The organism is Microbacterium sp. NPDC055455 (assembly GCF_053619935.1).
The window spans coordinates 181,383-208,166 of the sequence record NZ_JBSHLB010000004.1 but is presented as its reverse complement, the minus strand read 5'-3'; the positions used below and the strand labels follow the sequence as shown (position 1 = coordinate 208,166).

Below are 26,784 nucleotides of genomic sequence, written 5' to 3'. Positions count from 1 at the left end.
GTCACACGAGAATCCGCCTCCGTGAGCCTCAGGCCACCAGATGTGTGACATCCACGGGGAGATCGCGGGCACGGGGAGATCGCGGGCGACGCCCGGGCGGACGCGCGTCGGGCCGAGCGAACACGTCGGGGGCGAACGGATGCCTCGGGGCGAGGCATCCGTCCCTGGCACGTCAGGGGGGTCAGCCGAACAGTGCGGCGGCCTCTTCGTAGCGGTAGAGCGGGACGGTGTTGAGCTCGCCGAGCGCGTCGATGAAGGGCACGCGGACGATGTCGGTGCCCCGGAGCGCGACCATCTGGCCCCACGCGCCGTCGACGACCGCGTCGGCGGCGTGCAGTCCGAGGCGCGTGGCCAGCACACGGTCGAAGCCGGACGGCGAACCGCCGCGCTGGATGTGGCCCAGGACCGTGGCCCGGGTCTCGATGCCGGTGATGCGCTCGATCTCGGGCGCCAGCACCTCGCTGATGCCGCCGAGGCGGGGGCGGTTGAACGCGTCGAGGCCCTTGTCGCTGAAGGCCTCGTCCATTCCCGTGAGCGTGAAGCCCTCCGACACCACGACGAGCGGGGCGCGACCGCGGTCGTGGGCCTTGGAGACCTGGGCGGTGATCTCGTCGATCGAGAGGGGCACCTCGGGGATGCAGATGACGTGGGCGCCGGCGGCGATGCCGGCGTGCAGGGCGATCCAGCCGACGTGGCGCCCCATGACCTCGGCGACCATGCAGCGCTGGTGCGAGTCGCCGGTCGTGCGGAGGCGGTCCATCGCGTCGGTGGCGATGTTGACGGCGGTGTCGAAGCCGAACGAGTAGTCGGTGGCCCGCAGATCGTTGTCGATCGTCTTGGGCACACCCAGCACGTTGATGCCGTCGTTCGAGAGCCGGTTCGCGGCCGCGAGGGTGCCCTCACCGCCGATCGCGATGATGCCGTCGAGGCGGTGGCCGTACATCGTCTTGGCGATGTTCTCGGCGCCGCCCCGCGGACCCTCGTACGGGTTGGTGCGGCTGGTGCCGAGGATGGTGCCGCCGACCTTCGAGAGACCCTTGACCTCATGACGGGTGAGCGGGAAGAAGTCGCCGTCCACGACACCGCGCCAGCCGTCACGGATGCCGACGAACTCGAGGTCGTAGGTGGTCGTGCCCTTGAGCACGACACCGCGGATGACCGCGTTCAGTCCGGGGCAATCGCCGCCGCTCGTCAGGATGCCGATCTTCATGCTGTGTTCCTCGCAAGTCGGGGATGAGGGACGGCGACGCTGCCTCCCCCGACACTAGTGCCGGAACGGCCGGCCTGCCACACGCGGCGGCGGCACGACGAAGGGGCGGTGCGAACCCGCACCGCCCCTTCGTCCGCAGCTCCGCTACGCCGCGCCGAGCGCCTGCCGCAGCAGGTGCATGAGCGCCGACAGCTGCACCGAGTCGCTCGACTGCGGGTCGACGGCCTCGCCGTCGAGCGCGCGCGCGGCGAGCCCCTGCTTGGAGTCGATGAGCTCGGCGATCTTCGTGTCGATCGTGTGCGCGGCGATGATGCGCCACGCGGTCACCGGCTCGTCCTGGCCGATGCGGTGCACACGGTCGATCGCCTGCGTCTGCTCGGCGGCCGTCCACGAGAGCTCGGCGAGGACGACGTTCGACGAGGCCTGCATGTTGACCCCCACGCCGGCAGCGGTGAGCGAGCAGACGGCGATGCCCACGTCGGGATCGTTGTTGAACTCGTCGATGGCCTGCTGGCGCGCCGTCGTGGCCTGGTCGCCGCGCAGCGACACCGTCTTGAGCCCCGCCGAGGCGAAGTGGGCTTCCGCGGCGTCCATGACGTCGATGTGCTTGGCGAAGAAGACGACCTTGCCCACCGAGCGCTGCAGCTGCACCGCGTAGTCCGCGGCGAGCACGGCCTTGGCCTGACCGATCTTCCGCACCATCGTGAAGACGTTCTCGGACCCGGTGCCTGCGGCCTTCGACTCCTCGAGCTCGTTGTGCGCCACGAGGCGGACGATGTCGCCATCGACCTCGCCGGGCGCGAGCCCGCGGTCGCCGCGCGCCTCGATGATTCGCCGGTACTTCGCCGCGAGCCGCTCGCCCAGCTCGCGCTCGGCCTGGCGGATCGAGCGTCCGAACTCGTCGTCCAGCTCGACGGGGAGGTCGGCGATGAGCTTGTCGGGAAGGTCGGCGGCGACGTCCTTCTTCTTGCGTCGCACGATGCCCATCGAGATGACCGCATCGCGGGCCTCGGGGTAGAACGACTTGTCGGCCGGTGTCAGACCGGTCTCGTCGAGCTTCTCCATGAGGAGCGGACCCGGCTTCTCGCCGTTGGTCCAGCCGAGGAATCGCCAGATCGCGTCGAAGTCCTCGACGTCGTTGATGAGCGGCGTGCCGGTGAGGGCGAGCAGCAGCGGGTCGCGCACCTGCTCGCGGATGCGGGTGGCCAGCGCCAGCACGTTCTGCGAGCGCTGCGACGTGAGGTTCTTGATGAAGTGCGCCTCGTCGACGACCATGCCCTTCAGCCCGAGCGAGCTGAGCCATGCGAGGTGACGGTCGAGGATCTCGTAGTTGACGATGAAGACGTCGGCGAACGCGTCGATGCCCTCGCCATCGCCGTGGATCACCGTGGCGCGCCGCTGCGGCGTCCAGCGCTCCACCTCGCGCGCCCAGTTCATCTTCACGACGTTGGGCACGACCGCCAGCAGCGGGTAGGCGCCGGCGACGGATGCCGCGAGCACCGACTCCGCCGTCTTGCCCAGGCCCGGCTCGTCGGCGAGGAGGAACGTGCGGTGTCCGGCGCGCACCGCCTCGAGGAAGCGCGACTGGTGGGGCATGACCTCCAGGCCCTTGGGTGACAGGCGGTCGAACTCCGGCACGGGCGGAAGCTCCATCGTGGCGCTGCCGCCACCGGCCCCGGTCTCGAAGGCCTTGTACAGCGGGCCCATGAGCTCCCAGCTGTCGAGGCGCCGACGGGGCGTCTCCTTGGGGGCGCGCGCGGACAGGTCCGGCGGCAGGAACGGGTTCGCCTCGCGGCGCGCCTCGACCTGCGGCGGCACCACCTGGCGCTCGGCGAGCGCGGCGGGCACGACGGGGACGGCGACCGGCGCCACGTCGGTGATGATCAGCTCGTCGGGCGGCAGCTCGGCGCCGGACTCCAGCAGCCAGTCGCGGCGCATGCGCCGGGCGACCGGCGACGTCGCCTGATCGACCTCGAGCAGCTGGATGAGGGAGGTGTCGCGGGCGGCCGTCTTCGCGAGGATCGTCGCCACGCCGTCGAGCCGCTTGAGCAGCTCGGCGCGGGCGGCGTCGGTCACCTCGGTATCGGCCTTCACCCGCGCGCGCTCCTCGCGGACCAGGAACGCGATGACCTGGAACTTGACGCGGTTGGTCGGGCCGAGCTTTCCGCGCTGGGCCTTGGCCTCGACCTCGCGCACCTTGCGCGCGAGGATCGGGATGATGGGTGCCTCGTCGTCGCGGCGCGCGGACGAGGACTTGCGGCGACGCTGCGCCGTCTGGGCGGGTGCCGTGGTCGGCATGCTCCTCCTGAGCGTGAGTGCCGGATCGGGACCGGCGAAGGATCGGATGACACCGATGGTTCTGCGTGCTCCCGCGGGCGGCGTGGTCGCCGTCGCGAACGCGGGATCGGGGATGTGCCGCCGACGGTCGCGGGCACTCGCTTCTGCGAGCTGCGACGTCGTCGGAGGTCTCCCCGCGACTAGTCTACGGGACGCGGGGCCCTCAGCCCCAGAGCGTCGCGACGATGTCCTCCGTGTAGCCCTCCGGCGCGAAGTTGATGTACGCGGTGGTCACCAGCCCGCCCGCGCCGATGTAGTGGGTCTCGCCGCGGAGGTACTCCTCGTCGTCGAGCGTCACGCCGCGCTGCTCGATCCGGCAGACCGTGCCCTCGCCGAGCGTCTCGCATCCGAAGCCGGCCCCCGGAAGGGCCCCGATGGCGGCCTCGGCCTGCTCGGCGGTGACCGCCGTGACATTGGTCGCCAATCCGTACTCGCTCGGCATGCCCCACGAGCACCGGAGCGTCGGCGCTCCCCCGTGGATGATCTCGAGGAGGTCGGCGTTCTCCGTGGAGAGCATCGTGACGCCGGGGTCGTTGAGCGGCGGGTTCTCGGACTGCAGCTCGCCGAGCATCCCGGCGGAGTAGATCTGCTCGCACGACTCCGGCACCGTGAATCCGCTCTGCGGCTTCTCCGTCTCGATGGGCGTCGCCGAGGGACCCGGCGCCGGGGTCTCCAGGGTCACGGTCGGGCTGCTGGTGGGGCTGCCCGTGGGCGTGCCCGACGACCCCGCGGCGCATCCGGTGAGGACGACGACCCCCACCGCGGCGGCCACGCCGCCGATCGCGACCCGCGTCATCGCCTTCTGCCCGCCCATCGCCCGACACCTCTCGCTCGGCGCCGCCGCCGCGTGCGGGGCGCCCTCCCCCTCACCCTAATGAGCACCACGAGCGGATGCACCGGGGCACGCCGCCCGCCCGCGTGCGCGCGTCACCGACCGGCGTAGGCGGCCTGCCACTCCGACAGCGTATGGGGGTCGTCCGTGACGATGCCGTCGACCCCCAGCGCCGTGACCGCGTCCCACTGCTCGTCGTCGTTGAGGGTGTACACGACCACACGGGCGCCCGCAGCGTGGAGCTCGTCGACGATCTCGGGTCGTGCGAGCACCGCCTTGCGGCTGACGACCACTCCGCGCGCGCCCGCCTCGGTGACGGCGCTCACCACGTCGGACGGCAGGTGCTTGACGATGAGCAGGCGCGACAGCACCTCGGACTCGGTGGCGGCGAGGGCGAGCGTGCGGGCGTCGAAGCTCGCGAGCACGACGCGCCGCTCCAGGCCGCGCGCGGACACCTCGGAGACCGCCGCGGCGACGGCGGCGGCATCCCATTCGCCCTTGAGCTCCAGGATCGCGCGCGCGTCGTCGGCCAGGAGCGCATCGAGGAACTCCTGCAGCGTGGGAACGGGGGTTCCCGCGTAGGCCGCGTCGAACCAGGAGCCGGCGTCCAGCGCCCGCACCTCTGCGAGGGTGAGCGCCGACAGCCGGCCGTGTCCGTCGGTGGTGCGATCGACCGTCTTGTCATGCATGAGCACGGGGTGGCCGTCGGCGGTGAGCGCGACGTCGACCTCGACGTACTCGAAGCCGGCTGCAAGGGCGGCCTGGATCGCCGGGAGCGTGTTCTCGGGCGCGTGGGCGGCACCGCCCCGGTGGCTCGCGATGAACGCCGCGTCGCCGGGAGTGCGCGGGTCGCCCAGCAGCTCCTGCGCGGTGACGCGGGACGGCGCGGCGCCCAGCACCGCGACGACGAGGCTCGCGGCCGCGAGCACGCACACGATGAACAGGGCGTGGATCCGGTCGCGGGCGCGGTCGGATGCCGCAGGGTAGGGCATCGGGCATGTCCTCCGAGGGTCGTGCTCCACGTCCTCGTCGACGTGGTGCGGACCACTCTACATGCGCCGTTACTGTTTCGTTACTTTTTCTTCCGGACCGCCAGGACCGCGTCCCACAGCGCGTCGGCGACGTCGCGCTTGCTGCCGCGGCGGGCGGCGACGACCTCTCCGGCGGCGTCGATGATCGTCACCGCGTTGTCGGCGGATTCGAAACCGCGCGACCACCCCACCTCGTTCACCGCGAGCAGGTCGGCCCCCTTGCGCGCGGCCTTGCGCCGGCCGCGGTCGAGCAGCGTCTCCCCTTCGCCGGGGGTCTCGGCGGCGAAGCCGACGACCGTCTGCCCGGCCCGCCGCGCGCGGACCAGCCCGGCCAGGATGTCGTCGTTCTCGATCAGATCGAGCGTGATGCCGCCGACCGGGGCGGCCTCCTTCGCCCGCTTGAGGGGCGAGACCTCGGCGACCCGGTAGTCGGCGACCGCCGCGGCCATCACCACGACGTCGGCGGCGTCCGCCTCGGCATCGACCGCGGAGCCGAGCTCGGCCGCGGTTCCGGCGCGCACGACCCGCATGCGCCCGCCGGCGGATGCCTCGGCCAGCACGCCGTCGTCGAGGTGCGCCGCGACCAGCACGACGTCGGCGCCCCGATCGGCGGCGGCGAGCGCGACGGCCACCCCCTGACGGCCGCTGGAGCGGTTGCCGATGTAGCGCACGGGGTCGATGGGCTCGCGCGTGCCGCCGGCGCTGACCACGACGCGCAGCCCCTCCAGGTCGCCCGCGCCGTCTTCGGCCGCGGCGAGCGCGGCCTCGAGGACGGCCTCCGGCTCGGACATGCGCCCGGGCCCGCTGTCGCCGCCGGTGAGCTCGCCCTCCTCGGGCCCCACGACGATGACGCCCCGCTCGCGGAGCACCCGCATGTTGTGGGTCGTCGCGGGGTGCCGCCACATCTCGGTGTGCATCGCCGGCGCCACGACGACCGGTGCCGTGGTGGCGAGTAGGGTCGTTCCGAGGAGGTCGTCCGCGAGCCCCGCGGTCATCTTCGCCAGGGTGTTCGCCGTCGCGGGCGCCACGATCACGAGATCGGCCGCCTGGCCGAGCGCGACGTGACGGACGCGCGCGACGTCGTCGTGGACGGAGGTCGTCACGGGGTGGCGGCTGATCGCCTCCCAGGTGGGAAGACCCACGAACCGCAGCGCGTCGTCGGTCGGGACGACGTGGACCTCGTGCCCCGCCTTCACCAGGAGGCGCACGAGCTGAACCGTCTTGTAGGCGGCGATGCCACCGGTGACCCCGACCACGACGAACACCCTCCGATCTTGGCACGAGTGCCCGACCCGCCGCCCGCGCGGCCCGAAACCCCGAGGAGCCCCGATGTGCACCGTCGTCATCCGCGTCCCGGAGTCCGCCGACGAGCCGACCCGCGTGCTCGCGATCCGCGACGAGGATCCCGAGCGCCCGTGGAACCCGCTCGGCCGCTGGTGGCCGGAGCCGCACGACGGCGTCGTCGGTGTGCGCGACGTGCGGGCGGGCGGCGCCTGGCTCGCGGCCGACCCTGAGACGGGGCGCCTGGCCGTGCTCCTCAATCGCGCCGACGAGACGCAGCGCCCGGAGTCCGAGCTGCAGTCGCGAGGCGGCATCGTGCTGGACTCCGTCGCCGGCCACTCCCCCGCCGCCGAGCCGGCGACGCACGGCTTCAACCTCGTCGAGGTCGAGGGCGCCCGCGCCCGCGTGCTCACGTGGGACGGCGCCGCCCTCCGCACGACCGACCTCGCGCCGGGCACGCACATGATTGCGCACGACGACGTCGACGACACCGGCACGCCGCGCATCGCCCGGTGGCTGGGCGAGTTCCAGTCCGCCGCGCCGGCATCGGAAGGGCGGTGGTGGATGCCGTGGGTCGAGGTGCTCGAGCGGTCGGCGGAACTCCCGCCCACCGACGACGGCGCGATCATCCGCGACAACCGTCCGCTCGGCTACCCGACCCTGTCTCTCCTGGCCTGCGTCGCGTCGGTGTCGGCGCACGACGTCGACGTGCACTACGGCGAGCTCCGCGAGCCCGGGCAGTGGGGCGGCCTCCAGCTCGGCTGAGCTCGTCGCCGGCCGCGCACAGGATCGGAGGTTCGGCCCGACCCGCCGGGGAGCGGCATCCGTTCCCCGGCGTGTCGGCGGAAGTCTCCGACGCTGTGCAGCGCCGGAGCCTTCAGCTCACACCAGGCTCTTGGTGTGCCAGATCGTCTTGGTCTCGGTGAACGCGGTGATGCGGGCGAGGCTCGGCGCCGCGGCATCCGACCCGTTCTCGGGCGGGAGCACCCGCGTCAGCGTCTCGGCAGCGGCGATCTCGAGGTCGATCCAGTCGAGGTCCCCGGCGCCGACGAGGTCGAGGGCGTGCACGTCGGGGTGCGAGGCCAGCCACGGCGCGATCTCGGCGGGCGAGCCGGTGAGGACGTTGACCACTCCCCCCGGCACGTCGCTCGTCGCGAGCACCTCGGCGAGCGAGATGGCCGACAGCGGGTAGCGCTGGGATGCCACGACGACGACCGCGTTGCCCGTGACCAGAGCCGGGGCGACGGCCGACACGAGCCCGACGAGCGCCGTGTCCTGCGGCGCGACGACGCCCACGACGCCGGTCGGCTCGGGCACCGAGATGTTGAAGTAGGGACCTGCCACGGGGTTGCCGTTGCCGGCGACCTGGCCGAACTTGTCACACCAGCCCGCGTACCAGACCCACCGGTCGATCGCCTCGTCGACCTCCGCGGTGGCGGCGGAGGACGACACGCCGGTCTGCTGCACGATCTCGTCGACGAACTGGGCGCGGCGGCCCTCGAGGATCTCGGCGACCCGGTAGAGCACCTGACCGCGGTTGTACGCGGTCGCGCCCGACCAGCCTTTGACGGCGCCGCGGGCGGCGGCGACGGCATCCCTGGCGTCCTTGCGGGAGGCGAGTGCCGCATTGGCGAGGAACCCGCCCTTGGGCGAGGCGACCTCGTAGGTGCGCCCGGACTCGCTGCGCGGGAAGGCGCCACCGATGTAGAGCTTGTAGGTCTTGGGGATCGTCAGGCGCCTGCTCATGAGGAGACCTCCTTCTTCGCGGCACGGGCGAGCAGCCGGGTGGCGCCGCCGGCGGGCGGCGCGCTCCTGAGGTAGGCGGCCAGGCCGTGCCGACCGCCTTCGCGGCCGTAGCCGGACTCCTTGTATCCGCCGAACGGCGATGACGGGTCGAACCGGTTGAAGGTGTTGGCCCACACCACACCGGCGCGCAGGCGGTCGGCGACCGCCAGGATGCGCGAGCCCTTGTCGCTCCAGATGCCGGCGGACAGCCCGTAGGGCGTGTTGTTGGCCTTCTCGATGGCCTCGGCGGGCGTGCGGAACGTCAGCACCGAGAGCACCGGCCCGAAGATCTCGTCGCGCGCGATGCGGTGGCTGGCCTGCACGTTGGTGAAGATCGTCGGCGCGAACCAGAAGCCGCTGTCGGGGATGGCGCAGTCGGCGCTCCAGCGCTCGGCGCCCTCGTCCTCACCGATGCGGCTGAGCTCGCGGATGCGGTCGAGCTGCTCTCGCGAGTTGATCGCGCCGATGTCGGTGTTCTTGTCGAGCGGGTCACCCAGGCGCAGCGTCGACAGGCGGTTCTTCAGCCGGTCGACGACCTCGTCGTGGATGGACTCCTGCACCAGCAGGCGGCTGCCCGCGCAGCACACGTGGCCCTGGTTGAAGAAGATGCCGTTGACGATCCCCTCGACCGCCTGGTCGATCGGCGCATCGTCGAACACGATGTTCGCGGCCTTCCCGCCGAGCTCGAGCGTCAGCTTCTTGTCGGTTCCCGCGACCGCCTTGGCGATCTCGCGGCCGACGGCGGTCGAGCCGGTGAAGGCGACCTTGTTCACATCGGGGTGCCGCACCAGGGCCGCCCCGGTGGCGCCGGCACCCGTCACGATGTTCACCACGCCCGGCGGCAGGTCGGCCTGCTGCAGGATCTCGGCGAAGATGAGCGCCGACAGCGGGGTCGTCTCGGCGGGCTTGAGCACGACGGTGTTCCCCGCGGCGAGGGCGGGAGCGATCTTCCACGCGAGCATGAGCAGCGGGAAGTTCCACGGGATCACCTGGGCGGCGACACCGAGCGAGCGCGGGTCGGCTCCGAGGCCCGCGTAGTCGAGCTTGTCGGCCCAGCCGGCGTAGTAGAAGAACCACGCGGCCACCAGCGGCACGTCGACGTCGCGACTCTCCTTGATCGGCTTGCCGTTGTCGAGGCTCTCGGCGACCGCGAGCTCGCGGGCGCGCTCCTGCACGAGCCGCGCGATCCGGAAGAGGTACTTGCCGCGGTCGCGGCCGCTCATCTTCGACCACGTCTTGTCGTAGGCACGGCGGGCGGCCGCCACCGCGACGTCGACGTCCGCCTCGGTCGCCGAGGCGATCGTCGCGATGTGCTTCTCGTCGGCGGGTGAGATCGTCGCGAACGACTCGCCCGCGCCTGGGCGGAACTCGCCGTCGATGAACAGCCCGTACTCGTCGCGCAGATCGAGGATCGCGCGCGACTCCGGGGCGGGGGCGTACTCGAGGAAACTCATGTCTTGTTATCCCTGATCTCAGTCGATCGTCACGTAGTCGGCGCCGGTGTAGTGTCCGGACTTCAGCTTCTGGCGCTGCAGGAGCACATCGTTGAGCAGGCTCGACGCGCCGTAGCGGAAGAGGTGCGGCTGCAGCCAGTCCTCGCCGACAGTCTCGGCGACCGTGACGAGGTACTTGATGGCGTCCTTGGACGTGCGGATGCCGCCGGCCGGCTTCACGCCGACCTTCTCACCGGTCGCCCGGTGCCAGTCGCGCACGACCTCCAGCATCAAGAGCGTGACCGGCAGCGTCGCCGCCGGCTGCACCTTGCCGGTCGACGTCTTGATGTAGTCGCCGCCCGCGAGGATCCCGAGCCACGACGCGCGCTTGATGTTGTCGTAGGTGTTGAGCTCGCCCGTCTCGAGGATCACCTTGAGCGACGCGTACGTGCCGTCCTCGCGGCGGCAGGCCTGCTTGACCCGCGCGATCTGGTCGAAGACGAGCCCGTAGCGGCCGGCGAGGAAGGCGCCGCGGTCGATCACCATGTCGATCTCGTCGGCGCCGTGCGCCACGGCCTCGGCCGTGTCGGCGAGCTTGATGTCCAGCGATGCCCGGCCGCTGGGGAAGGCGGTGGCGACCGCCGCGACGCTCACCCCGCCCTCGTCGGGATCGCCGTGGGCGGAGCCGAGCGCCTCGACCGCGTACGGCACCATGTCGCCGTACACGCACACGGCCGCGACCCGCGGGGTCGTCGGGTCGGAGGCATCCGGGTTCAGCGCCTTGGCGACGAGCGAGCGCACCTTGCCCGGCGTGTCGGCGCCCTCGAGCGTCGTGAGGTCGATGAGCTCGATGATCTTGTCGAGGGCCCACGCCTTGGAGGTCGTCTTGATGGAGCGGGTGCCGAGACCCGCGGCGCGCTGCTCGAGCCCGACGGCGTCGACACCGGGCAGGCCGTGGAGATACCGCCGCAGCGTCGTGTCGTCGGGTTGTCCGCCCAGCAGCTCGACGGCCCTCTCGGGCAGCGTCACGATGGAGGTGCCTGACATGTGATGACCTGGCTTTCGTGGTTGGGGTTCGGGTGGCCGGCCGCGCGGTCAGCCGTCGAGGAGGTGGCGTGCGGTGGACTCGTCCGTGATCAGCACCGTGCACAGCCCGGACGCGACGACGGCGGCAGCGACCGCCCGCTTGGCTTCGCCGGCGATCGCCGCGACGGCCACGTCGGCGCGGCGCAGCTCGTCGAGCGAAAGGCCGACCGTGCGCGCGTCGAGGGCGGCGTCGACAACGCGTCCGGCGGCGTCGATGTAGCGGCCGACGACGTCGCCGACCGCGCCCGCGGCGACGAGGCGGTCGATGTCCGCCTCGCTGAGGTAGCCGCTGTCGACGTGCACGGAACGGTGGTCGGCGGCGCCGGCACTGTACAGGTAGGCGTCGGCGGAGCGGGCGATGCCGAGCACGCGGGCGACGACGCGATCGGCCTCGATGGCCTCCTTCGTCGCCCGGTGCTCGAGGATCGCGGGACTGGGCAGCAGGGTGGCGCCGCCACCGCCCTTGTGCGCGATGCCGACGGCGGTCGCGGCCGCGGTGCCGGGCTGCGCGCTCATGCTGAGACCGCCGTTGATCTGCACGACATCGGTGCCGGACGACCAGCCCTCGCGCAGATGATGCGCGATGTCGGCGAGGGTGCGACCCCAGCTCACCCCGAGGACGCGGGGGCTCGGACGCAGTGCGGTCAGGTGATCGGCGGCCGCCTGGGCGACGCGCTGCTGCAACTCGTCGTCGCTGCGGATGCCCGCCTGCGACACGACCACCGCGTCGCGGAGGCCGCGCTCCTCGCGCAGCCGCCGCTCGAGCTGCGGCCGTCGCGCGCGCGAGTGGAGGATCTCGATGCGGACGAAGCCCTCCTCCTTGGCCTGGATGAGCAGGCGGCCCACCTTCCAGCGGGTGATCTGCAGGCTCCGGCCGATCTGCTCCTGCGTGAGGTTCTCTTCGTAGTAGAGCTCGGCTGCCCGGATCGAGAGGAGTTCGTCGACGGCGTCCACGAGCCTCCTTCCGTCGGTCCCTCCACACTGACATACCCGGCAGCAGATGAGCAACATCTGCACGAAGTTTGCTCATATGAGCAGTTCGAACGGATGCCGCGCCTCAGCCGCCCCCGCCGATCCCCGCCGGGGCGCCGATCGCCCTGGCATGGCGCACCAGCACCAGCAGGCCTATCCCGACCACCACCGCGAACGCGATCGACAGCGAGACGAAGGCGAACCAGTTCGAGTCGAGGGCGAGCACGATCGCCGCGGACACCACGGCGATGGCGGCGGCGGCCAGCTTCGACCCGAACTTGAGCCCCACCGCGGGGGTGAGCCGCCCGGCGGGCGAGTCGCCGCGCGCGAGGATCAGATCCGCGAACGCATCCAGCGTCGCCAGCAGCGAGGCGGAGTAGGCGACCGCGCAGCCGAGCGCGCCCCACAGGTTGACGGAGTCTTCGGCCGCCGCCTCCGCGGCCATCAGGACCAGCGCGTGCACGCCTCGATGCTAGGCGCGCGCGGGGTGCGCGGTCTACGGCCTCAGGAGAGCTCGCCGCGGACGCGGACGACGTCGTCGGCCATCTGCTCGATGAGCGCGTCGACGCCGTCGAAGGCCACCATGCCGCGGATGCGGGCGACGAACTCGACTTCCACGACGTGTCCGTACAGGTCGAGGTCGGTCTCGTCGAGGACGTACGCCTCGACCTGGCGCCCCTCCACGTCGTCGAACGTGGGGTTGGTGCCCACGCTGATCGCGGCGGGATAGCGCACCGTGCTGCGCGGCTCGGCCGCGCCGCCGCCCGGGATCCCCTCGTCGACGAGCCAGCCGGCGTACACGCCCTCGGCGGGCACGAAGCCCTCGAGGTCGGGCGACAGGTTCGCCGTCGGGAAGCCGAGGGCGCGGCCCCGCTTGAGACCGTGCACCACCTCGCCGCGCACGGCGTGCGGCCGGCCGAGCAGCCGGGCGGCTCCGGCGGCATCTCCGCCGTCCAGCAGCTCGCGCACCCACGTCGACGAGACCCGGCGACCCGCGTCGATCGCGCGCACGTCGTCGACGACGTCCACCTCGAACCCGAACTCGGCCCCGAGCTCTCGCAGCAGCTCGGCGTCGCCGGCTCCCCCGCGGCCGAAGCGGAAGTCGGCCCCGACCATCACGATCCGCACGCCCAGCGCCCCGACGAGCACGTGCTCGACGAACTCCCGCGCGCCGAGGTCCGCCAGGGCGCGGTCGAAGGTCAGCATGAGGGTGGCATCCACGCCCGCGTCGGCGAGGAGTCGCAGCTTCTGATCGACCCCGACGAGGCTGTCGGGGCAGATCTCGGGGCGCAGCAGCGCCAGCGGGTTGCGGTCGAAGGTGACCGCGACGACGCGCGCGCCGGAGGCCTCGGCATCCACTCTCGCGCGAGCGATCACGGCGCGATGACCGGAGTGGACGCCGTCGAACTTGCCGATCGCGACGACGGACGGACCGAACCCCGCCGGCACCTCGCTCGGATGCCGGAAGACGATCACGACGCGACCGCCGCGGGCGCAACGGTCGCGCTCGCCACGACCGGATGATGCGTCGCGAGCCACCAGATTCCGAGGAACGGCAGCACCAGCGGGACGAAGAGGTAGCCCATGCCGTACCACGACCAGACCGTGGGGTGCGCGAAGAGCTCGGGCAGCAGGAGGCTGAGGGTCCCGATGACGAGGACGCCGGCGAGCTCGAAGACGATCGCGATCCACGCGACCAGGTACCAGCCGCGTCGCCCGGCGAACACCAGCGCGAGCGTGGCGACGATGTACACGACCGCCGAGAGGGCGGAGAGGGCGTAGGCGAGCGGGGCCTCGTCGAAGCGCTCGACGATCTGGACGAAGGACCGGCCGGTGGCACCGAGCGCCATGATCGCGTAGACGATCACGAGCACACGGCCGATGCCGGACATGCGGGGGCGGGCGGGCGAGGACATGACGTCACGATTTTAGTTCGGATGCCGGCGGCCGCGGCGCGCCGGCACGCTCGGGGTCTCGCTCACGCGACCTGGACGGTCCAGATGACCTGCATGCGCCACACCATCACGGCGATCGACAGGGCGGCGATCCCCATGATGACCGTGCTCCACCGGCTGCGCTCCAGCAGCGCCCATGCGACCGCCGCGAACGGCAGCAGTGCGGCCGACACCAGATACACCCAGAACTCCAGCAGGCTCCCGGTCGGCGGGTTGCCGACGAACGGCGCCACGATGGCCACCACGATCTGCACGACGAGGAGCAGCTCCACCAGCGCGAGCGACCCGACAGTCCAGTCGCTCGGCCGGCGGCCGGCCAGTCCGGCGATGATGCAGAACAGGCCCGCCGCGACGGCGACGACGACCTGCGCGATCGTGAACCACAGGATCATCCGGCTGCCTCCTCGGGCATGTTCATGGCGCTCTTGACGTCGTCCCCGCGGCGTTCGACGATGCCGACGAGCACGCCGCCGGGGTCGACGGCGGCCATGGGTCCCGCGCCGCGCAGCCGTCCGGCGGCTCCCGGCAGCCGCTTGCCGTGGCGGAGGTCGCGCGCTTCGTCGGCGGTGACCTCCAGCCGGCCCAGCACCGCCGCGGCCGCGGCCGCCGGTGCGAGCAGAGGCGCGTCGGCGATGCCGTCGACGGCCGCAGCGGCCGCGACGTCGAACGGCCCCACCCGCGTCCGCCGCAGCGCGGTGAGATGACCGCCGACGCCGAGCGCCTCGCCGAGGTCGCGCGCGAGCGATCGGATGTAGGTGCCGCTGGAGCAGTCCACGACGACCTCGAGGTCGACCACTCCCCCGCCCTTCTCCGGGTCGCCGGCGGGCCCTGCCGGCAGGCGTCGCTGTGCGACGACGTCGAAGCGCGACACGGTGACCTCGCGGGCCTTGAGCTGCACGTCCTCGCCGGCGCGTGCCAGGTCGTAGGCCCTGCGCCCGTCGACCTTGATCGCCGAGTATGTGCTCGGCACCTGCGAGATGCGGCCGGTCAGCGCCGCGACGCCCGCCGCGATGGCGGCGGGCTCGAGGGACGAGGCATCCGTCGCCTGTATGACCTCCCCGTCGGCGTCGTCGGTGGTCGTCGCGACGCCGAGCCGGATGGTGGCTTCGTAGGTCTTGTCGAGCCCCACCACGAACGTGAGCAGACGCGTCGCCCCCTCGACGCCCAGGACGAGCAGCCCCGTCGCCATCGGGTCCAGCGTGCCGGCGTGGCCGATCTTGCGCGTGCCGAGCGCGCGCCGGGCCCGCGCGACCACGTCGTGCGAGGTGATGCCGCCGGGCTTGTCGACGAGGAGGATTCCGGGCGCCGCCATCAGCCGTGCCCGACGATCCGAGGGCGGGCGAAGTCGGTGTTGTCGACGATGACGGATGCCGCCTCCCGCGGCCGCGCCTCGTCCAGATAGAGTTCCTGCCCCTGCCGGTAGCGCGCGTTGGCGGGCGCGTCCGGATCCGGGTCGGAGCCGTCGCGCAGCGCCATGCGCGCGAAGGCCATCTCGAACGGGACGTCCAGCCAGATGGACCAGTCCCAGAGATCGCGCAGCTGCGGCCGGTTGAGGAAGATGCCGTCGATGACGAGCACCGCGTCCAGCGGAGCGGTGACCCACTGCGACTCGACCGGCGCGTCGCGCACGACGTCGAACGCGGCGAGCTGGAACCCCGTCGCCGCCGCGGTCTGCGCGCCGTCGCGGAAGGGGTCGATGAGCACGCGGCGGAACGTCGGGTAGTCGTACGAGTCGAGGTAGAACCCCTCGGGGCTGCGGCGGCCCCGGGCGTATCGCTCGATGCGCGGCCGATGGAAACCGTCGATGCCCGCACGGAAAACCGCATCGCCCGTCTCGGCGAACACCTCGGCCAGACCGTCGGCGAACACGGTCTTGCCGGCGCCGTCGAGCCCGTCCACCGCCACGATCACGCGCCCGGCGGGGCTCTGCCGGCGCACCCGGTCGCGGAGGTCACGCCACAGCGTCGTGGTCGGCGTGACGGGAAGGCGCATGGTTCCAGCCTACGGCGCGCGGGCCGAGCGCCCCGCCCGGTCACGTGCCCGCCGCCTAGGCTGGAGCGCATGCCCGACCTCGCCGCACCGCTCGTCGAGTGGTACCGCGACAACGCCCGGGACCTCCCCTGGCGACGGCCGGGCTTCGGGGCGTGGGGCGTGCTGGTGAGCGAGTTCATGCTGCAGCAGACGCCGGTCAAGCGGGTCATCCCGCATCTGGAGGCGTGGCTCGCGCGCTGGCCCGCGCCGGCCGATCTGGCCGCGGCCGCTCCGGCCGACGCCGTGCGGCAGTGGGCCAACCTCGGGTACCCGCGTCGCGCGCTGTGGCTGCATCGCGCCGCCGTCCAGATCCGCGACCGCCACGATGGCGTGGTGCCGCGTGACGTCACGGCCCTCCTCGCGCTGAGCGGCATCGGCGACTACACCGCGCGGGCCGTGGCGGTCTTCGCATACGGCGACCGCCACCCCGTCGTCGACACCAACACGCGCCGTGTGCTGGCCCGGGCCGTCGACGGCCGCGCGCAGCCGGGCCCGCCCTCGCGGCGCGACCTCGACGCCATGGCGGCGATCCTTCCGGACGACCGCGCCCAGGCGGCCGAGGCGAACGCCGCCGCTATGGAGCTCGGCGCGACCGTCTGCGTCGCTCGCGTCCCGCGGTGCGACGCCTGCCCGCTCGCCGACCGGTGCGCCTGGCGCGCCGCCGGGTATCCCGACACCGGCGACGACCGGCGCAGGCAGGCACGGTACGAGGGCAGCGACCGTCAGGCCCGCGGCGCGGTGCTGAAGATCCTGCGGGATGCCGGGACCCACGCGGTCGCGCTGAGCGACGTCGTGCCCGACTGGCCGGACCCGCTGCAGCGCGACCGCGCGATCGACTCGCTCATCGCGGACGGGCTGGCCGAGGCATCACACGGATTCCTGCGCCTTCCGGCGTGATCCCGCCTGCACACGACGAGACGCCGCGACCGGTCGGACCGGTCGCGGCGTCTGCAGCCCTCGGGAGGGTCAGTCCTCGTCGTCGAGCTCGCGCGGCTTCACGTACGGGTCGGCGTCGCCGGCGTACGTGGCGGACGACGCCATGCCGGCCACCGCCTGGTCGCGCTCGCGGGCCTCGCGGAGCAGGTCTTCGATATGACCGGCGTTCTCAGGGATCGCGTCGGGGATGAACTCCAGCGACGGGGTGAGCCGCACGTTGAGATGCTTGCCCAGCTCCGAGCGCAGCATCCCCGTCGCGGACCTCAGCGCTGCCGCCGACGCCTCGCGCTCCTCGGCCGAGCCGAGCACCGTGTAGAACACCGAGGCGTGCTGGAGGTCACCGGTCACGCGCACGTCGGTGATGGTGACGAACCCGAGCCGCGGGTCGCGCAGCCCCTTCTCGAGCCGCTCCGCCAGGATCACCCTGATGCGGTCGCCCAGGCGGGCCTGTCGCTCTGATGCCATGATGACTCCTTTCGAAGCGTGAGGGACGCCCCGTTCCCGGGGCGCCCCTCACGTCCGCGACCTACGCGCGGGGCTTCTCGACCATCTCGGTGGTCTCGATCTCGTCGCCCACCTGGATGTCGTTGTACTTGCCGAGGCCGATACCCGCCTCGAAGTCCGTGCGGACCTCGGTGACGTCGTCCTTGAACCGGCGCAGCGACTCGATCGCCAGGCCGTCGGCGATGACCACGCCGTCGCGGATGACGCGCGCCTTGGCGTTGCGCGTGATCGTGCCCGAGCGGACGATGACACCGGCGATGTTGCCGAACTTCGAGGAGCGGAACACCTCGCGGATCTCGGCCACACCCGACTGGACCTCTTCGAACTCCGGCTTGAGCAGGCCCTTCAGCGACTGCTCGACGTCGTCGATCGCGTTGTAGATGACCGAGTAGAACCGGACGTCCACACCCTCGCGGGAGGCGCGCTCGCGCGCCTTCGTGTCGGGGCGCACGTTGAAGCCGATGACGATCGCGTTGTCGATCGTCGCCAGGTTGATGTCGGACTCGGTGATCGCACCGACGCCGCGGTGGATGATCCGCAGCTGCACCGAGTCGTCGACCTCGATCTTGAGCAGCGACTCCTCCAGCGCCTCGACGGCACCGGACACGTCGCCCTTGATGATGAGGTTGAGCGACTCGACCTTGCCCTCTTCGAGAGCGCGGGTGAAGTCCTCGAGCGAGATGCGCTTGCGGGCCTTGGCCAGCTGGGCGTTGCGCTCGGCCGCTTCACGCTTCTCGGCGATCTGGCGGGCGGTGCGGTCCTCCTCGGTCACGATGAACGTGTCGCCGGCGCGCGGCACCGAGTTGAGACCCTGCACCTGCACGGGACGCGACGGGAAGGCCTCCTCGACCGCGTCGCCGTTCTCGTCGGACATCGCACGGACACGGCCGTACGCCGTGCCGGCGACGATCGCATCGCCGACGCGCAGCGTTCCGGACTGGATGAGCACGGTGGCCACCGAACCGCGACCCTTGTCGAGCTTCGCCTCGATCGCGACACCGCGCGCGTCCTTGTTCGGGTTGGCCGTGAGGTCCAGACCCGCGTCGGCGGTGAGCAGCACCGCGTCCAGGAGCTCCTGGATGCCGGTGCCCTGGCGAGCCGAGACGTCGACGAACATGACGTCGCCGCCGTACTCCTCGGCGACCAGGCCGTACTCGGTGAGCTGCTGGCGCACCTTGGCCGGGTTGGCGTCGGGCTTGTCGACCTTGTTCACCGCGACCACGATCGGCACATCGGCCGCCTGGGCGTGGTTGAGCGCCTCCACCGTCTGCGGCATGATGCCGTCGTCGGCGGCGACCACGAGGATCGCGAGGTCGGTCACCTGCGCACCGCGGGCACGCATGGCGGTGAACGCCTCGTGACCCGGGGTGTCGATGAAGGTGATCGCACGCTCGATGCCCTCGTGCTCGGTCCAGACCTGGTACGCACCGATGTGCTGCGTGATGCCGCCGGCCTCGCCCGCGACCACGTTGGTCTGGCGGATGGCGTCGAGCAGCCGCGTCTTACCGTGGTCGACGTGACCCATGACGGTCACGACCGGAGGCCGGATCTCGAGGTCCTCCTCGTTCTCCGCCTCCAGCTCGGCCTCGAGGTCGAGACCGAAGCCCTCGAGGAGCTCCTTGTCCTCGTCCTCGGGCGAGACCATCTGGATCTTGTAGCCGAGCTCCTCGCCGAGCACCTCGAAGGTGGCCTCGTCGAGCGACTCCGTCGCGGTCGCCATCTCGCCCAGGTTGAACAGGATGGTCACGAGCGTGCCGGGCTGCACGGTGTAGCCGCGCAGCGCCTCGAGCTTGTCGGCGAAGTCGGCGATGGACGCGCCGCGGCGAAGGCGGATGATCTCGCCGTTGCCCTTCTGGACGTTGACGCCGCCGACGACCGGCGCCGACCGCATCTCGAATTCCTGCCGCTTGGCACGACGCGACTTGCGCTGCTTCGACTTGCCGCCGCCCTTGCCGAAAGCTCCGGCGGTGCCACCGCCGGGACCGCGGCCACGACCGCCGCCACCGCCGGGACGACCGGCGAAGCCGCCGGGAGCGCCGCCGCCGGGACGCTGGAAGCCGCCACCGGCACCGGCACCGGCGCCGCCCGGACGACCGGGGCCGCCGGGACGCTGCTGGAACGGCGCGCCGGGACGACCGCCGCCACCGGGACGACCTGCGCCACCCGGACGGGGAGCGCCGGGGCGCGGGGCGCCGGGACGCGGAGCCTGCGGACGCGGGATGTTGCCGGGGCTGGGGCGCTGACCCATGCCCTGTGCCGACGCGAACGGGTTGTTGCCCGGACGCGGGCCCGCGGGACGCTGACCCATGCCCTGCGACGATGCGAAGGGGTTGTTGCCGGGGCGCGGCGTTCCGCCGGGGCGGGGCGGCTGCGGCGTGGCGGCAGCGGGGCCGGGCTTGGGCCCGGCGGGTGCGGCCGGCGCGCCGGGGGTCTTCGCCTCCGGAGCAGCCGGGGCCTCAGCAGCCGGAGCCGCAGCGGGCGCCTCGGCGGCCGGAGCCGCAGCCGGCGCCTGCGCGGCCGGAGCCGTGGGCGCGGCCGGCTCGGCGGCCGGAGCGGCCGGGCGCGCGGGTCCCGGCTTGCGAGCCGGACCGGGCTTCGCCGCGGCTGCGCCGGGCTTCGCAGGGGCGCCGGGCGTGGCGGGCTTCGCCGCCGCGGGCGCTGCGGCAGCGCCCTTGCCTGCACCGTCCGCCTCGAGGGCGGCGCGGAGCTTGCGAGCCACGGGGGGCTCGATGGTCGACGAGGGGCTCTTGACGTATTCGCCGAGCGCCTTCAGCTTCTCGAGCGCGACCTTGCTGTCGACGCCGAGCTCGGAGGCGATCTCGTGCACGCGTGGTTTGGCAGCCACAAATTCTCCTGTCTGGGTCCACCCAGACAGGGCAGACCGTTAGTCGCGGACGGGTCTCATTTCGAGCCGTTCACTTTGTTTCCATAGCCGTTCAGCCTTTTCGCTGGATGTGCTCTTCGATGGTCTGCGTGTCAAGCGGGCCTGACACACGCAATGCCCGCACGAAGGCGCGGCGCCGGATGGCGGCATCCACGCACTCCTGCGTCTCGTGCACCCACGCGCCTCGTCCGGGCATCGATGCGCGCTCGTCGAGGACGAGGACGGATTCGATGGAGACCACTCTCAGAAGAGCGGACCGGGGAGCACGCGTGCGGCATCCGACGCACGTTCGTACAGGATCCATGGTACACCGACCGGCTGGGAGCCAGCGCCGACGGTCACCCCTCCTCGAGGATGGAGTCGGGCTGGATGTCGATCTTCGCGCCGGTGAGCTTGGCCGCAAGGCGTGCGTTCTGCCCCTCCTTGCCGATGGCGAGCGACAGCTGGTAGTCCGGCACGAGCGCGCGCACGGCCTTGCTCGAGGCGTCCAGCACGAAGCTCGACGTGACCTTCGCCGGCGACAGGGCGTTCGCCACGAACTTCGCCAGCTCCGGGTCGTAGTCCACGATGTCGATCTTCTCGCCGCCGAGCTCCTCGGTGACGGCCCGGACGCGCCGGCCCAGCTCGCCGATGCAGGCGCCCTTGGCGTTGATCGAGGGGTCGTTGGCCTTGACCGCGATCTTCGTGCGGTGACCCGCCTCGCGGGCGAGCGAGACGATCTCGACGAGGCCGGCGGGGATCTCGGGGACCTCGAGGGCGAAGAGCTTGCGCACGAGGCCGGGGTGCGTGCGCGAGACCGTGATCGAGGGGCCCTTCGCGCCCTTGGCCACCGACGTCACGTAGACGCGCAGGCGGGAGCCGTGGGCGTAGTCCTCGCCCGGCACCTGCTCCTCCGGCGGCAGGATCGCCTCGACGGTGCCGAGGTCGACGTGCACCATCCGGGGGTTCGGGCCCTGCTGCACGACGCCGGCGACGATGTCGCCCTCCTTGCCGCGGAACTCCCCGAGCACGGCGTCGTCGGCGATGTCGCGCAGACGCTGGCTGATGACCTGCTTCGCCGCGAAGGCCGCGATGCGCCCGAAGTCCTCCGGGGTCGACTCCTCCTCGCCGATGACGGCGCCCTCGTCGTCGCGGAGCGGGATGAACACGGCCACGTGACCGGTCTTGCGGTCGAGCTGCGCCCGTGCGCCCTCGGGCAGCTCGCCGGTGGGCGAGGTGTGCTTGGCGTAGGCGGTCAGGATCGCCTGCTCGATGATCCGCACCAGCTCGTCGAAGGGGATCTCCTTCTCGCGCTCGACAGTCCGCAGCAGTCCGAGATCGATGTCCACAATGGCCTCCGTATTCAGCTCTCACCGGCACGCGCCGCGCGCCGGAACCCTACAACGTTACCGGATGCCGACTCCCCCGGCGCGAGGAGCCGGTCGGCGCCGATCACCGCGGGCAGTCGTCGACGTGCGTGGCCGCGCGACCGAATCGCGCCTCGGTCCAGTCGATGATCACGGGCACGAAGGCGGAGCCGGGCAGCAGTGGACGGAGGTGGTCGTAGCCGCGGTACTCGAGGCTGCGCACCTGCTCCCCCAGCGCGCACAGGCGGTCCACGAAGTTCTGCTGCAGGCGGGGCGGGATGACTTCGTCCTGGTCGCCCCAGGCGATGAGGATCGGATGCCCCCAGGGCCCCGTCGGCGTGTTGTCCTCGAGCCGGCGGCCCAGGGGTCCCGCGGTGAGGTCGCCGACGTACAGCGGGCGGTCCTCCGACACCCCCAGCGCGGTCGCCACCGACACGACGACGCCGGGCTCCGAGGGGCAGCGCTGCGTCATCTCCCGGACGATCGCCTCCGAGCCCGGGGCGATGTAGCGGTTCAGGTCGACGTCGGGATACGTGTCGGCGTACGGGACGAGCACCCAGGAGATCAGGATGGACAGCAGCACGTTGGCATCGCCGCGCGTCAGCTCCTCCGCGAGCTTCACCGGCTCTGCCGCGGGGGCGAGCAGCGCCGTCCCGAGGATGTCGAGGTCGGGCGCGTAGTCGCCGGCGACCTGCGACATCCAGAGAGCCGCGTGGCCGCCCTGCGAGTGGCCCCACACCACCGTCCGGCGGGAGAGGGTGAGACCCTCCAGCTCGTCGGCCGCGATCACCGCGTCCAGTGACGACCGCGCTTCCCCGCGCCCGATGAGGTAGGGGAAGACCCCGGGCGCGCCCTGGCCGGAGTAGTCCGAGGCCACGACCACCCAGCCCTCGGCCACCGCCCGATCGAGCCCCGGGATCGCCCATCTCGTCGCCGAGGCGTCCCGCAGGCTCGGGGCGCAGCCGCGCGCGACGCCGGTCGTCCCGTGGTTCCACGCGACCACCGGGCGCGGACCCGGCGGCGGGTCCTGCGGGATGATCACGAGGGCGCTCGCGACGGCCGGCTGCCCGAGCGCGTCGCGCGTCGTGTAGAGGATGCGCCGCACGTCGGCGTCCGGCGGCTTCTGACCGGAGAAGTCGTCCGAGCGGATCAGACGGCCGTGCTCGTACGGCACGACGTCGGGCGGATCGTAGAACCCGTCGACCACCTGCGCGCCGTCCTGGAACCAGGAGTTCGCCCACCAGCCGCCCGCGGCCAGCCCGACCAGGAGCGCCGCCAGCGCGTAGCGGCCCGCGGCGAGCCAGGCGGCGCGGGTGCGCGACGGCCGCTTCGGCGGGGTGGCGTCGCCGGCGGCCGACGACGGGCGCGAGGGCGCGGCATCCGCCTTCCGACGATGGCCCCGCACCCCGCCCTGCGCACCCGACGGCACGGTCCGTCGCCCCTCGACGAACGCGCGGACCGCGCGCACGAGCAGCGTCGCGCCGAAGACGATCGTGCGCACGCCGAACACCACCGCCACGACGAGCACCGTGACGTCCGGCCATGCGTACGAGAGGATGCCGAACGCGATCTGCGCACCGCCCCACACCGCCGCCAGCACGCGCTGGCTGACCGTGCCGCGGGCGATCGCGTCGTACAGCGAGGCCAGCCCGCCGAGCACCAGCAGCACGGCGATGAGCTGGGGCAGCAGCTCGAGTGTTCGGCCGAGTCCGAGCAGGACGGCGAGGCCGAGCGCGACCCACGCCGCGCCGAACAGCACCCGCGACCACAGCGGCGTCTCGGGTGCCGAGAGCATGCGGGCGACGCCGGAGAAGATCGCACTCAGACCGACGTAGATCGTCAGCAGCAGCAGCGACGTCAGCGGCCGCGTGACGATCAGCAGCCCGGTCAGCAGCGCGAGGGCGCCCACGACGACCAGCACGACCGGTGAGGCACCGCGCACCACGCGCGGGACGATGCTCCATCCGGACGCGGCAGCCCTGAGGTCCGCGCGCATCATCCGCACCATTTTAGGTCAGCCGTCCGGCGAGCCCTCCCGCGGTCGCCCGTCCGATGGACCATCCCGGCACCCGCGTCAAGCCCGTGCAGGGGCCGGGAGCGCGGTCTAGCGTGAGGGGGTGGAGAGCACCGACGGCGTGAGGCAGGGCGCCAAGCAGCTCGCGCGCGAGGCCGAGTCGAACACCGTCTTCGAGGTGATGGCGCGCGCCGGCTACGCGGCCAACGGCGTGATCCACGCCCTCATCGGGATCATCGTCCTCGTCATCGCCTCCGGGGGTGACGGCGACGGCGACCAGGCCGGCGCGCTCAAGGCCGTCGCAGGCGCGCCCGCCGGCTTCGTGCTGCTGTGGCTGGTCGCGGTCGGGCTGTGGGCGCTGGCTGTCTGGCGCGCCGGTCAAGGGCTGCTGGCTCGCGACTGGACCGGCGACACGAAGGGAGCCGCCCGCAAGTGGGGACGGCGGGTGGCCGAGTGGGGCCAGGCGGCCGTCTTCGCGGCACTCGGCGCGATCGCCGCCGCCGTGGCGCTGGGCGCCCGACCGGACGGCGAGCAGGCCGCCGAGACGGCGAGCCAGATGCTGCTGCGGATCTGGGGCGGGTCGATCGTGCTGTTCCTCATCGGGCTCGGCATCGGCATCGGCGGGATCGCGTTCATCGTCATGGGCGTGCGCCGGAGCTTCCGCAAGCGGATCCGGATCCCCGAGGGCAAGCGCGGACGCAGCGTCACCATCCTCGGCATCGCGGGCTTCGTGGCCAAGGGTGTCGCACTGACCATCGTCGGCGTGCTCCTGGTGGTCGCGGCCGTCGGCACGGACGCCGAGGTCGCGGGTGGCCTGGACGGCGCGGTGGATGCGCTCCTGGACCTCTTCCTCGGTCCGGCGCTCGCATGGATCGTCGGTCTGGGGCTGATCGCCTACGCCGTGTTCACCATCGCACGGGCCCGCCTCGCCCGGATGTGACCGCGCGACGAGGGCGACGCCGCGCCCCCGGGGTAGGGGGCGCGGCGTCGCAGTGGGGAGGGGTCAGGCGCGGTACACCTGCACGACCGAGGGGCGCGGCGCGTTCGGCGCATCGCCGGGCGCCGCGGAGCCGTAGTCGGGGAACCGCGACGTCGGGGCCGCGTACGAGCCGTCCTCGCCCGGATGCTGCACCGCGACGAAGACGAGTCCCTCGGCATCGTGGATCACGGGGCCGCACGTCTCGGCATCCCGCGGCACCGCGAGGAACTGCTGCACGTGACCGCGCTCGGCCCCCTCGAGCGGCACGAGGAACAGCCCGTCGTTGTAGCCGATGGTGCTCGGGGCGCCGTCGGTCGAGATCCACAGATTCCCCGCCGAGTCGAACGCGACGTTGTCGGGGCACGAGATCGGCGAGACCAGCTCCTTCGGGAAGCCCGCGAAGTACGAGTTCGCGAACACGGCGGGATCGCCGCACAGGAGCAGGATGCTCCACCCGAACGTGGTGCCCGACTGGCCCTCGGTCTCGGTGAGCTCGACGACGTGGCCGTAGCGGTTCCCCGTGATGGGGTTCGCCTCGTCGAGCGTCGCAACGGAGCGGGCCGAGTTGTTCGTGAGCGCCAGGTAGACCTTGCCGGTCGTGGGGTGGGGCTCGACGTCCTCGGGGCGGTCCATCTTCGTCGCGCCCACGGCATCCGCCGCCAGACGCGTGTAGACGAGCACCTCCTCGGTCGAGAAGCCGGGGACGACCGACTGCCCGTTCTGCGTGAGCGGGATCCACGTGCCGGAGCCGTCGAACAGGCCGTCGGCCGGGAGGACGCCGGTGCCGGTGATCTGCGCGGCCGGCGAGTTGCCCGCGAACTTCGCGACGTACAGGTCGCCCTCGCTGAGCAGCTCGAGGTTCTTCTTGCGCGACCCGGAGATCCGGTTCTTCGAGACGAACTTGTACAGGTAGTCGTTGCGCTCGTCGTCGCCCATGTAGGCCACGACGCGGCCGTCCTCGGCGACGGTGACGTTGGCGCCCTCGTGCTTGAAACGGCCCATCGCAGTGTGCTTGCGCGGCGTCGAGGTCGGGTCCTGCGGGTCGATCTCGACGATGTAGCCGAACCGGTTCGGCTCGTTGACGTAGTCGGGGCTGTGCGCGTCGAAGCGCGGGTCGTAGGTCTCCCACCGGGTGGACGTCGAGGTCGACGACGTGGACTGGTAGCGCTTCTGCGCGGGGGCGTCCGCCGCCCAGGCGAAGTACCCGTTGAAGTTCTCCTCACCGGAGAGGATCGTGCCCCACGGCGTCGTCCCGCCCGCGCAGTTGCCGAGCGTTCCGTGCACCCAGCGACCCTCGGGGTCGGCGGCCGTCTTCACGAGGTCGCTGCCGGCTGCGGGGCCCGTGAGCTCGAAGACGGTCTCGACGGTGATCCGGCGGTTGCGCGTGCCGCCGACGACGTACGACCACGGCTCGCCGGTGCGCGTGCGCGTGATCTCCACCACCGACATGCCCATCGCGGCCTTGTAGATGTCGCCGCGACGCCGCCGCTCGGCCGGGTCGGTCGTGGGCGGGAACATGATGTCGGGGTTCACGTACTCGTGGTTGGTGACGAGCACGCCGGTCTTGCCGCTCGGGTCCGCGAGGATGTCGAGGTAATCGCAGTTGTAGCCGAACTGCAGGGCCTGCGTCGTGGGCGTCTGGGCGGCGATGTCGAACACCGGAGCGTGGGAGAACAGCGGGTCGCCCCAGCGGATGATCGGCTGCCACGTGTAGCCCGAGGGCACGACGACCTCGTCGACGAAGCGGTTGACCGGCGCGATCGGGTCGAACGCAAGGCCCCCGCTCACCGGACGGGCGAACGCGGCACCCGCTCCCCCGACGCCGGCCGAGCCCGGGCCCGAGAGCGGCGCCTGCCCGCGCGTGGCCCCCACCGCGATCGCGACCGCGCCGGCGGCGCCGAGGCCGAGCAGCGCGCGCCGCGACAGCGCGGCGGCGGCGACCTGCTGGAACGTCTCGTTCTGCGACGGGTTGCATTCGGGCCCCAGGCACGCGTTGGCGCACTTGTACTGGCACGTGACCGCGAGGCGCTTGCCTCGCGCGTGGTCGGCCATGGGGAGGGAGCGGCGGAATCCTTCGACGATGCTCACGATCGTCCTCTCTGCGTTCGAGACGGTTCGGTGGGACTGGCCGAAGCCTCGCCGCGCGTGGCGACGTCCACCGGAACGCC

At 72.2% G+C, this 26,784-nt stretch carries 24 protein-coding genes; 3 read left to right on the top strand and 21 right to left on the bottom strand.

Going from position 1 to position 26,784, the window contains the following annotated elements:
• Positions 1–181: 181 nt before the first annotated feature.
• The 5 genes from ACWGUG_RS13015 to coaBC form a co-directional block, all read right to left on the bottom strand.
• A complete protein-coding gene (locus ACWGUG_RS13015) occupies positions 182–1,210 on the bottom strand; it encodes a 6-phosphofructokinase (RefSeq protein WP_336399081.1) in 1,029 nt (342 codons plus the stop codon).
• Between the two features lie 144 nt (positions 1,211–1,354).
• Positions 1,355–3,508, bottom strand: a complete 2,154-nt coding sequence (locus ACWGUG_RS13010) for a DEAD/DEAH box helicase (RefSeq protein ID WP_452324927.1) — start codon at positions 3,506–3,508, stop codon at positions 1,355–1,357.
• Positions 3,509–3,710: 202 nt separating this feature from the next.
• Positions 3,711–4,361, bottom strand: a complete 651-nt coding sequence (locus tag ACWGUG_RS13005) for a hypothetical protein (protein WP_452324926.1) — start codon at positions 4,359–4,361, stop codon at positions 3,711–3,713.
• 113 nt (positions 4,362–4,474) lie between these two features.
• Positions 4,475–5,371 (bottom strand): glycerophosphodiester phosphodiesterase, encoded by an 897-nt coding sequence (locus ACWGUG_RS13000; protein ID WP_452324925.1) that lies wholly within the window; start codon positions 5,369–5,371, stop codon positions 4,475–4,477.
• An 80-nt stretch (positions 5,372–5,451) separates the two neighbouring features.
• The gene (gene coaBC, locus ACWGUG_RS12995; RefSeq protein WP_452324924.1) at positions 5,452–6,675 is read right to left on the bottom strand and encodes a bifunctional phosphopantothenoylcysteine decarboxylase/phosphopantothenate--cysteine ligase CoaBC; all 1,224 of its coding nucleotides are present in this window, start codon (positions 6,673–6,675) and stop codon (positions 5,452–5,454) included.
• Between the two features lie 64 nt (positions 6,676–6,739).
• On the opposite strand from coaBC, the gene ACWGUG_RS12990 reads away from it, so the two are divergent.
• The gene (locus ACWGUG_RS12990) at positions 6,740–7,456 is read left to right on the top strand and encodes an NRDE family protein (RefSeq protein ID WP_452324923.1); all 717 of its coding nucleotides are present in this window, start codon (positions 6,740–6,742) and stop codon (positions 7,454–7,456) included.
• Positions 7,457–7,573: 117 nt separating this feature from the next.
• On the opposite strand, the gene ACWGUG_RS12985 is transcribed toward ACWGUG_RS12990, so the two are convergent.
• The 10 genes from ACWGUG_RS12985 to ACWGUG_RS12940 all read right to left on the bottom strand — a co-directional run bounded on the left by ACWGUG_RS12985 (position 7,574) and on the right by ACWGUG_RS12940 (position 15,914).
• Entirely contained in the window at positions 7,574–8,437 is an 864-nt protein-coding gene (locus ACWGUG_RS12985) for an aldehyde dehydrogenase family protein (protein WP_452324922.1), read from the bottom strand.
• Complete coding sequence (locus tag ACWGUG_RS12980; protein ID WP_452324921.1) at positions 8,434–9,930, bottom strand: aldehyde dehydrogenase family protein; 1,497 nt, start codon at positions 9,928–9,930, stop codon at positions 8,434–8,436. The genes ACWGUG_RS12985 and ACWGUG_RS12980 overlap by 4 nt, the downstream gene beginning before the upstream one ends.
• An 18-nt stretch (positions 9,931–9,948) precedes the next feature.
• Positions 9,949–10,956, bottom strand: coding sequence for a deoxyribose-phosphate aldolase (gene deoC, locus ACWGUG_RS12975; RefSeq protein WP_452324920.1), 1,008 nt, complete (start codon positions 10,954–10,956; stop codon positions 9,949–9,951).
• 48 nt (positions 10,957–11,004) lie between these two features.
• A complete protein-coding gene (locus ACWGUG_RS12970) occupies positions 11,005–11,949 on the bottom strand; it encodes a sugar-binding transcriptional regulator (RefSeq protein ID WP_336399090.1) in 945 nt (314 codons plus the stop codon).
• A gap of 103 nt (positions 11,950–12,052) precedes the next feature.
• The gene (locus tag ACWGUG_RS12965) at positions 12,053–12,430 is read right to left on the bottom strand and encodes a hypothetical protein (protein WP_336399091.1); all 378 of its coding nucleotides are present in this window, start codon (positions 12,428–12,430) and stop codon (positions 12,053–12,055) included.
• A 41-nt stretch (positions 12,431–12,471) separates the two neighbouring features.
• Positions 12,472–13,443 carry a bifunctional riboflavin kinase/FAD synthetase gene (locus ACWGUG_RS12960; protein ID WP_452324919.1) on the bottom strand — a complete coding sequence of 324 codons (972 nt, stop codon included), beginning with the start codon at positions 13,441–13,443 and terminating at the stop codon, positions 12,472–12,474.
• Positions 13,440–13,883 (bottom strand): hypothetical protein, encoded by a 444-nt coding sequence (locus ACWGUG_RS12955; protein WP_452324918.1) that lies wholly within the window; start codon positions 13,881–13,883, stop codon positions 13,440–13,442. Before ACWGUG_RS12955 ends, ACWGUG_RS12960 begins: the two co-directional genes overlap by 4 nt.
• Before the next feature lie 62 nt (positions 13,884–13,945).
• Positions 13,946–14,314, bottom strand: a complete 369-nt coding sequence (locus ACWGUG_RS12950; protein ID WP_336399094.1) for a hypothetical protein — start codon at positions 14,312–14,314, stop codon at positions 13,946–13,948.
• Positions 14,311–15,234, bottom strand: a complete 924-nt coding sequence (gene truB, locus ACWGUG_RS12945; protein WP_452324917.1) for a tRNA pseudouridine(55) synthase TruB — start codon at positions 15,232–15,234, stop codon at positions 14,311–14,313. Before truB ends, ACWGUG_RS12950 begins: the two co-directional genes overlap by 4 nt.
• Positions 15,234–15,914 carry a nucleoside/nucleotide kinase family protein gene (locus tag ACWGUG_RS12940; protein ID WP_336399096.1) on the bottom strand — a complete coding sequence of 227 codons (681 nt, stop codon included), beginning with the start codon at positions 15,912–15,914 and terminating at the stop codon, positions 15,234–15,236. The genes truB and ACWGUG_RS12940 overlap by 1 nt, the downstream gene beginning before the upstream one ends.
• A 69-nt stretch (positions 15,915–15,983) precedes the next feature.
• Between ACWGUG_RS12940 and ACWGUG_RS12935 the strand changes: the two genes are divergently transcribed.
• Positions 15,984–16,850 (top strand): HhH-GPD family protein, encoded by an 867-nt coding sequence (locus ACWGUG_RS12935; RefSeq protein WP_378884702.1) that lies wholly within the window; start codon positions 15,984–15,986, stop codon positions 16,848–16,850.
• Between the two features lie 69 nt (positions 16,851–16,919).
• Here the strand turns inward: ACWGUG_RS12935 and rbfA are convergent, their stop codons facing one another.
• From rbfA to ACWGUG_RS12910, 5 genes are all read right to left on the bottom strand, one after another.
• A complete protein-coding gene (gene rbfA, locus ACWGUG_RS12930) occupies positions 16,920–17,354 on the bottom strand; it encodes a 30S ribosome-binding factor RbfA (RefSeq protein WP_336399098.1) in 435 nt (144 codons plus the stop codon).
• A 61-nt stretch (positions 17,355–17,415) separates the two neighbouring features.
• A complete protein-coding gene (infB, locus tag ACWGUG_RS12925) occupies positions 17,416–20,238 on the bottom strand; it encodes a translation initiation factor IF-2 (protein WP_452324916.1) in 2,823 nt (940 codons plus the stop codon).
• A 91-nt stretch (positions 20,239–20,329) separates the two neighbouring features.
• Positions 20,330–20,581, bottom strand: a complete 252-nt coding sequence (locus ACWGUG_RS12920; protein ID WP_336398607.1) for a YlxR family protein — start codon at positions 20,579–20,581, stop codon at positions 20,330–20,332.
• Positions 20,582–20,615: 34 nt separating this feature from the next.
• The gene (gene nusA / locus ACWGUG_RS12915) at positions 20,616–21,605 is read right to left on the bottom strand and encodes a transcription termination factor NusA (RefSeq protein WP_336398606.1); all 990 of its coding nucleotides are present in this window, start codon (positions 21,603–21,605) and stop codon (positions 20,616–20,618) included.
• A gap of 103 nt (positions 21,606–21,708) precedes the next feature.
• Positions 21,709–23,631, bottom strand: a complete 1,923-nt coding sequence (locus ACWGUG_RS12910; RefSeq protein WP_452324915.1) for a lipase family protein — start codon at positions 23,629–23,631, stop codon at positions 21,709–21,711.
• Between the two features lie 109 nt (positions 23,632–23,740).
• Between ACWGUG_RS12910 and ACWGUG_RS12905 the strand changes: the two genes are divergently transcribed.
• Positions 23,741–24,577 (top strand): DUF1206 domain-containing protein, encoded by an 837-nt coding sequence (locus ACWGUG_RS12905; protein WP_378884690.1) that lies wholly within the window; start codon positions 23,741–23,743, stop codon positions 24,575–24,577.
• A 63-nt stretch (positions 24,578–24,640) separates the two neighbouring features.
• Here ACWGUG_RS12905 and ACWGUG_RS12900 read toward each other — a convergent pair whose 3' ends face one another.
• On the bottom strand, positions 24,641–26,668 hold the full coding sequence (locus ACWGUG_RS12900) for a PhoX family protein (RefSeq protein ID WP_336398626.1): 2,028 nt from the start codon (positions 26,666–26,668) through the stop codon (positions 24,641–24,643).
• Between the last annotated feature and the right edge of the window lie 116 nt (positions 26,669–26,784).

What these genes read in the sequence shown, in the direction of transcription:
- ACWGUG_RS13015 (WP_336399081.1), bottom strand. Translation starts at nt 1,210, where the DNA reads ATGAAGATCGGCATCCTGACGAGCGGCGGCGATTGCCCCGGACTGAAC.
- ACWGUG_RS13010 (WP_452324927.1), bottom strand. Translation starts at nt 3,508, where the DNA reads ATGCCGACCACGGCACCCGCCCAGACGGCGCAGCGTCGCCGCAAGTCC.
- ACWGUG_RS13005 (WP_452324926.1), bottom strand. Translation starts at nt 4,361, where the DNA reads ATGGGCGGGCAGAAGGCGATGACGCGGGTCGCGATCGGCGGCGTGGCC.
- ACWGUG_RS13000 (WP_452324925.1), bottom strand. Translation starts at nt 5,371, where the DNA reads ATGCCCTACCCTGCGGCATCCGACCGCGCCCGCGACCGGATCCACGCC.
- ACWGUG_RS12990 (WP_452324923.1), top strand. Translation starts at nt 6,740, where the DNA reads ATGTGCACCGTCGTCATCCGCGTCCCGGAGTCCGCCGACGAGCCGACC.
- ACWGUG_RS12985 (WP_452324922.1), bottom strand. Translation starts at nt 8,437, where the DNA reads ATGAGCAGGCGCCTGACGATCCCCAAGACCTACAAGCTCTACATCGGT.
- ACWGUG_RS12980 (WP_452324921.1), bottom strand. Translation starts at nt 9,930, where the DNA reads ATGAGTTTCCTCGAGTACGCCCCCGCCCCGGAGTCGCGCGCGATCCTC.
- deoC (WP_452324920.1), bottom strand. Translation starts at nt 10,956, where the DNA reads ATGTCAGGCACCTCCATCGTGACGCTGCCCGAGAGGGCCGTCGAGCTG.
- ACWGUG_RS12955 (WP_452324918.1), bottom strand. Translation starts at nt 13,883, where the DNA reads ATGTCCTCGCCCGCCCGCCCCCGCATGTCCGGCATCGGCCGTGTGCTC.
- ACWGUG_RS12950 (WP_336399094.1), bottom strand. Translation starts at nt 14,314, where the DNA reads ATGATCCTGTGGTTCACGATCGCGCAGGTCGTCGTCGCCGTCGCGGCG.
- truB (WP_452324917.1), bottom strand. Translation starts at nt 15,234, where the DNA reads ATGGCGGCGCCCGGAATCCTCCTCGTCGACAAGCCCGGCGGCATCACC.
- ACWGUG_RS12940 (WP_336399096.1), bottom strand. Translation starts at nt 15,914, where the DNA reads ATGCGCCTTCCCGTCACGCCGACCACGACGCTGTGGCGTGACCTCCGC.
- ACWGUG_RS12935 (WP_378884702.1), top strand. Translation starts at nt 15,984, where the DNA reads ATGCCCGACCTCGCCGCACCGCTCGTCGAGTGGTACCGCGACAACGCC.
- rbfA (WP_336399098.1), bottom strand. Translation starts at nt 17,354, where the DNA reads ATGGCATCAGAGCGACAGGCCCGCCTGGGCGACCGCATCAGGGTGATC.
- ACWGUG_RS12920 (WP_336398607.1), bottom strand. Translation starts at nt 20,581, where the DNA reads ATGGATCCTGTACGAACGTGCGTCGGATGCCGCACGCGTGCTCCCCGG.
- ACWGUG_RS12910 (WP_452324915.1), bottom strand. Translation starts at nt 23,631, where the DNA reads ATGGTGCGGATGATGCGCGCGGACCTCAGGGCTGCCGCGTCCGGATGG.
- ACWGUG_RS12900 (WP_336398626.1), bottom strand. Translation starts at nt 26,668, where the DNA reads ATGGCCGACCACGCGCGAGGCAAGCGCCTCGCGGTCACGTGCCAGTAC.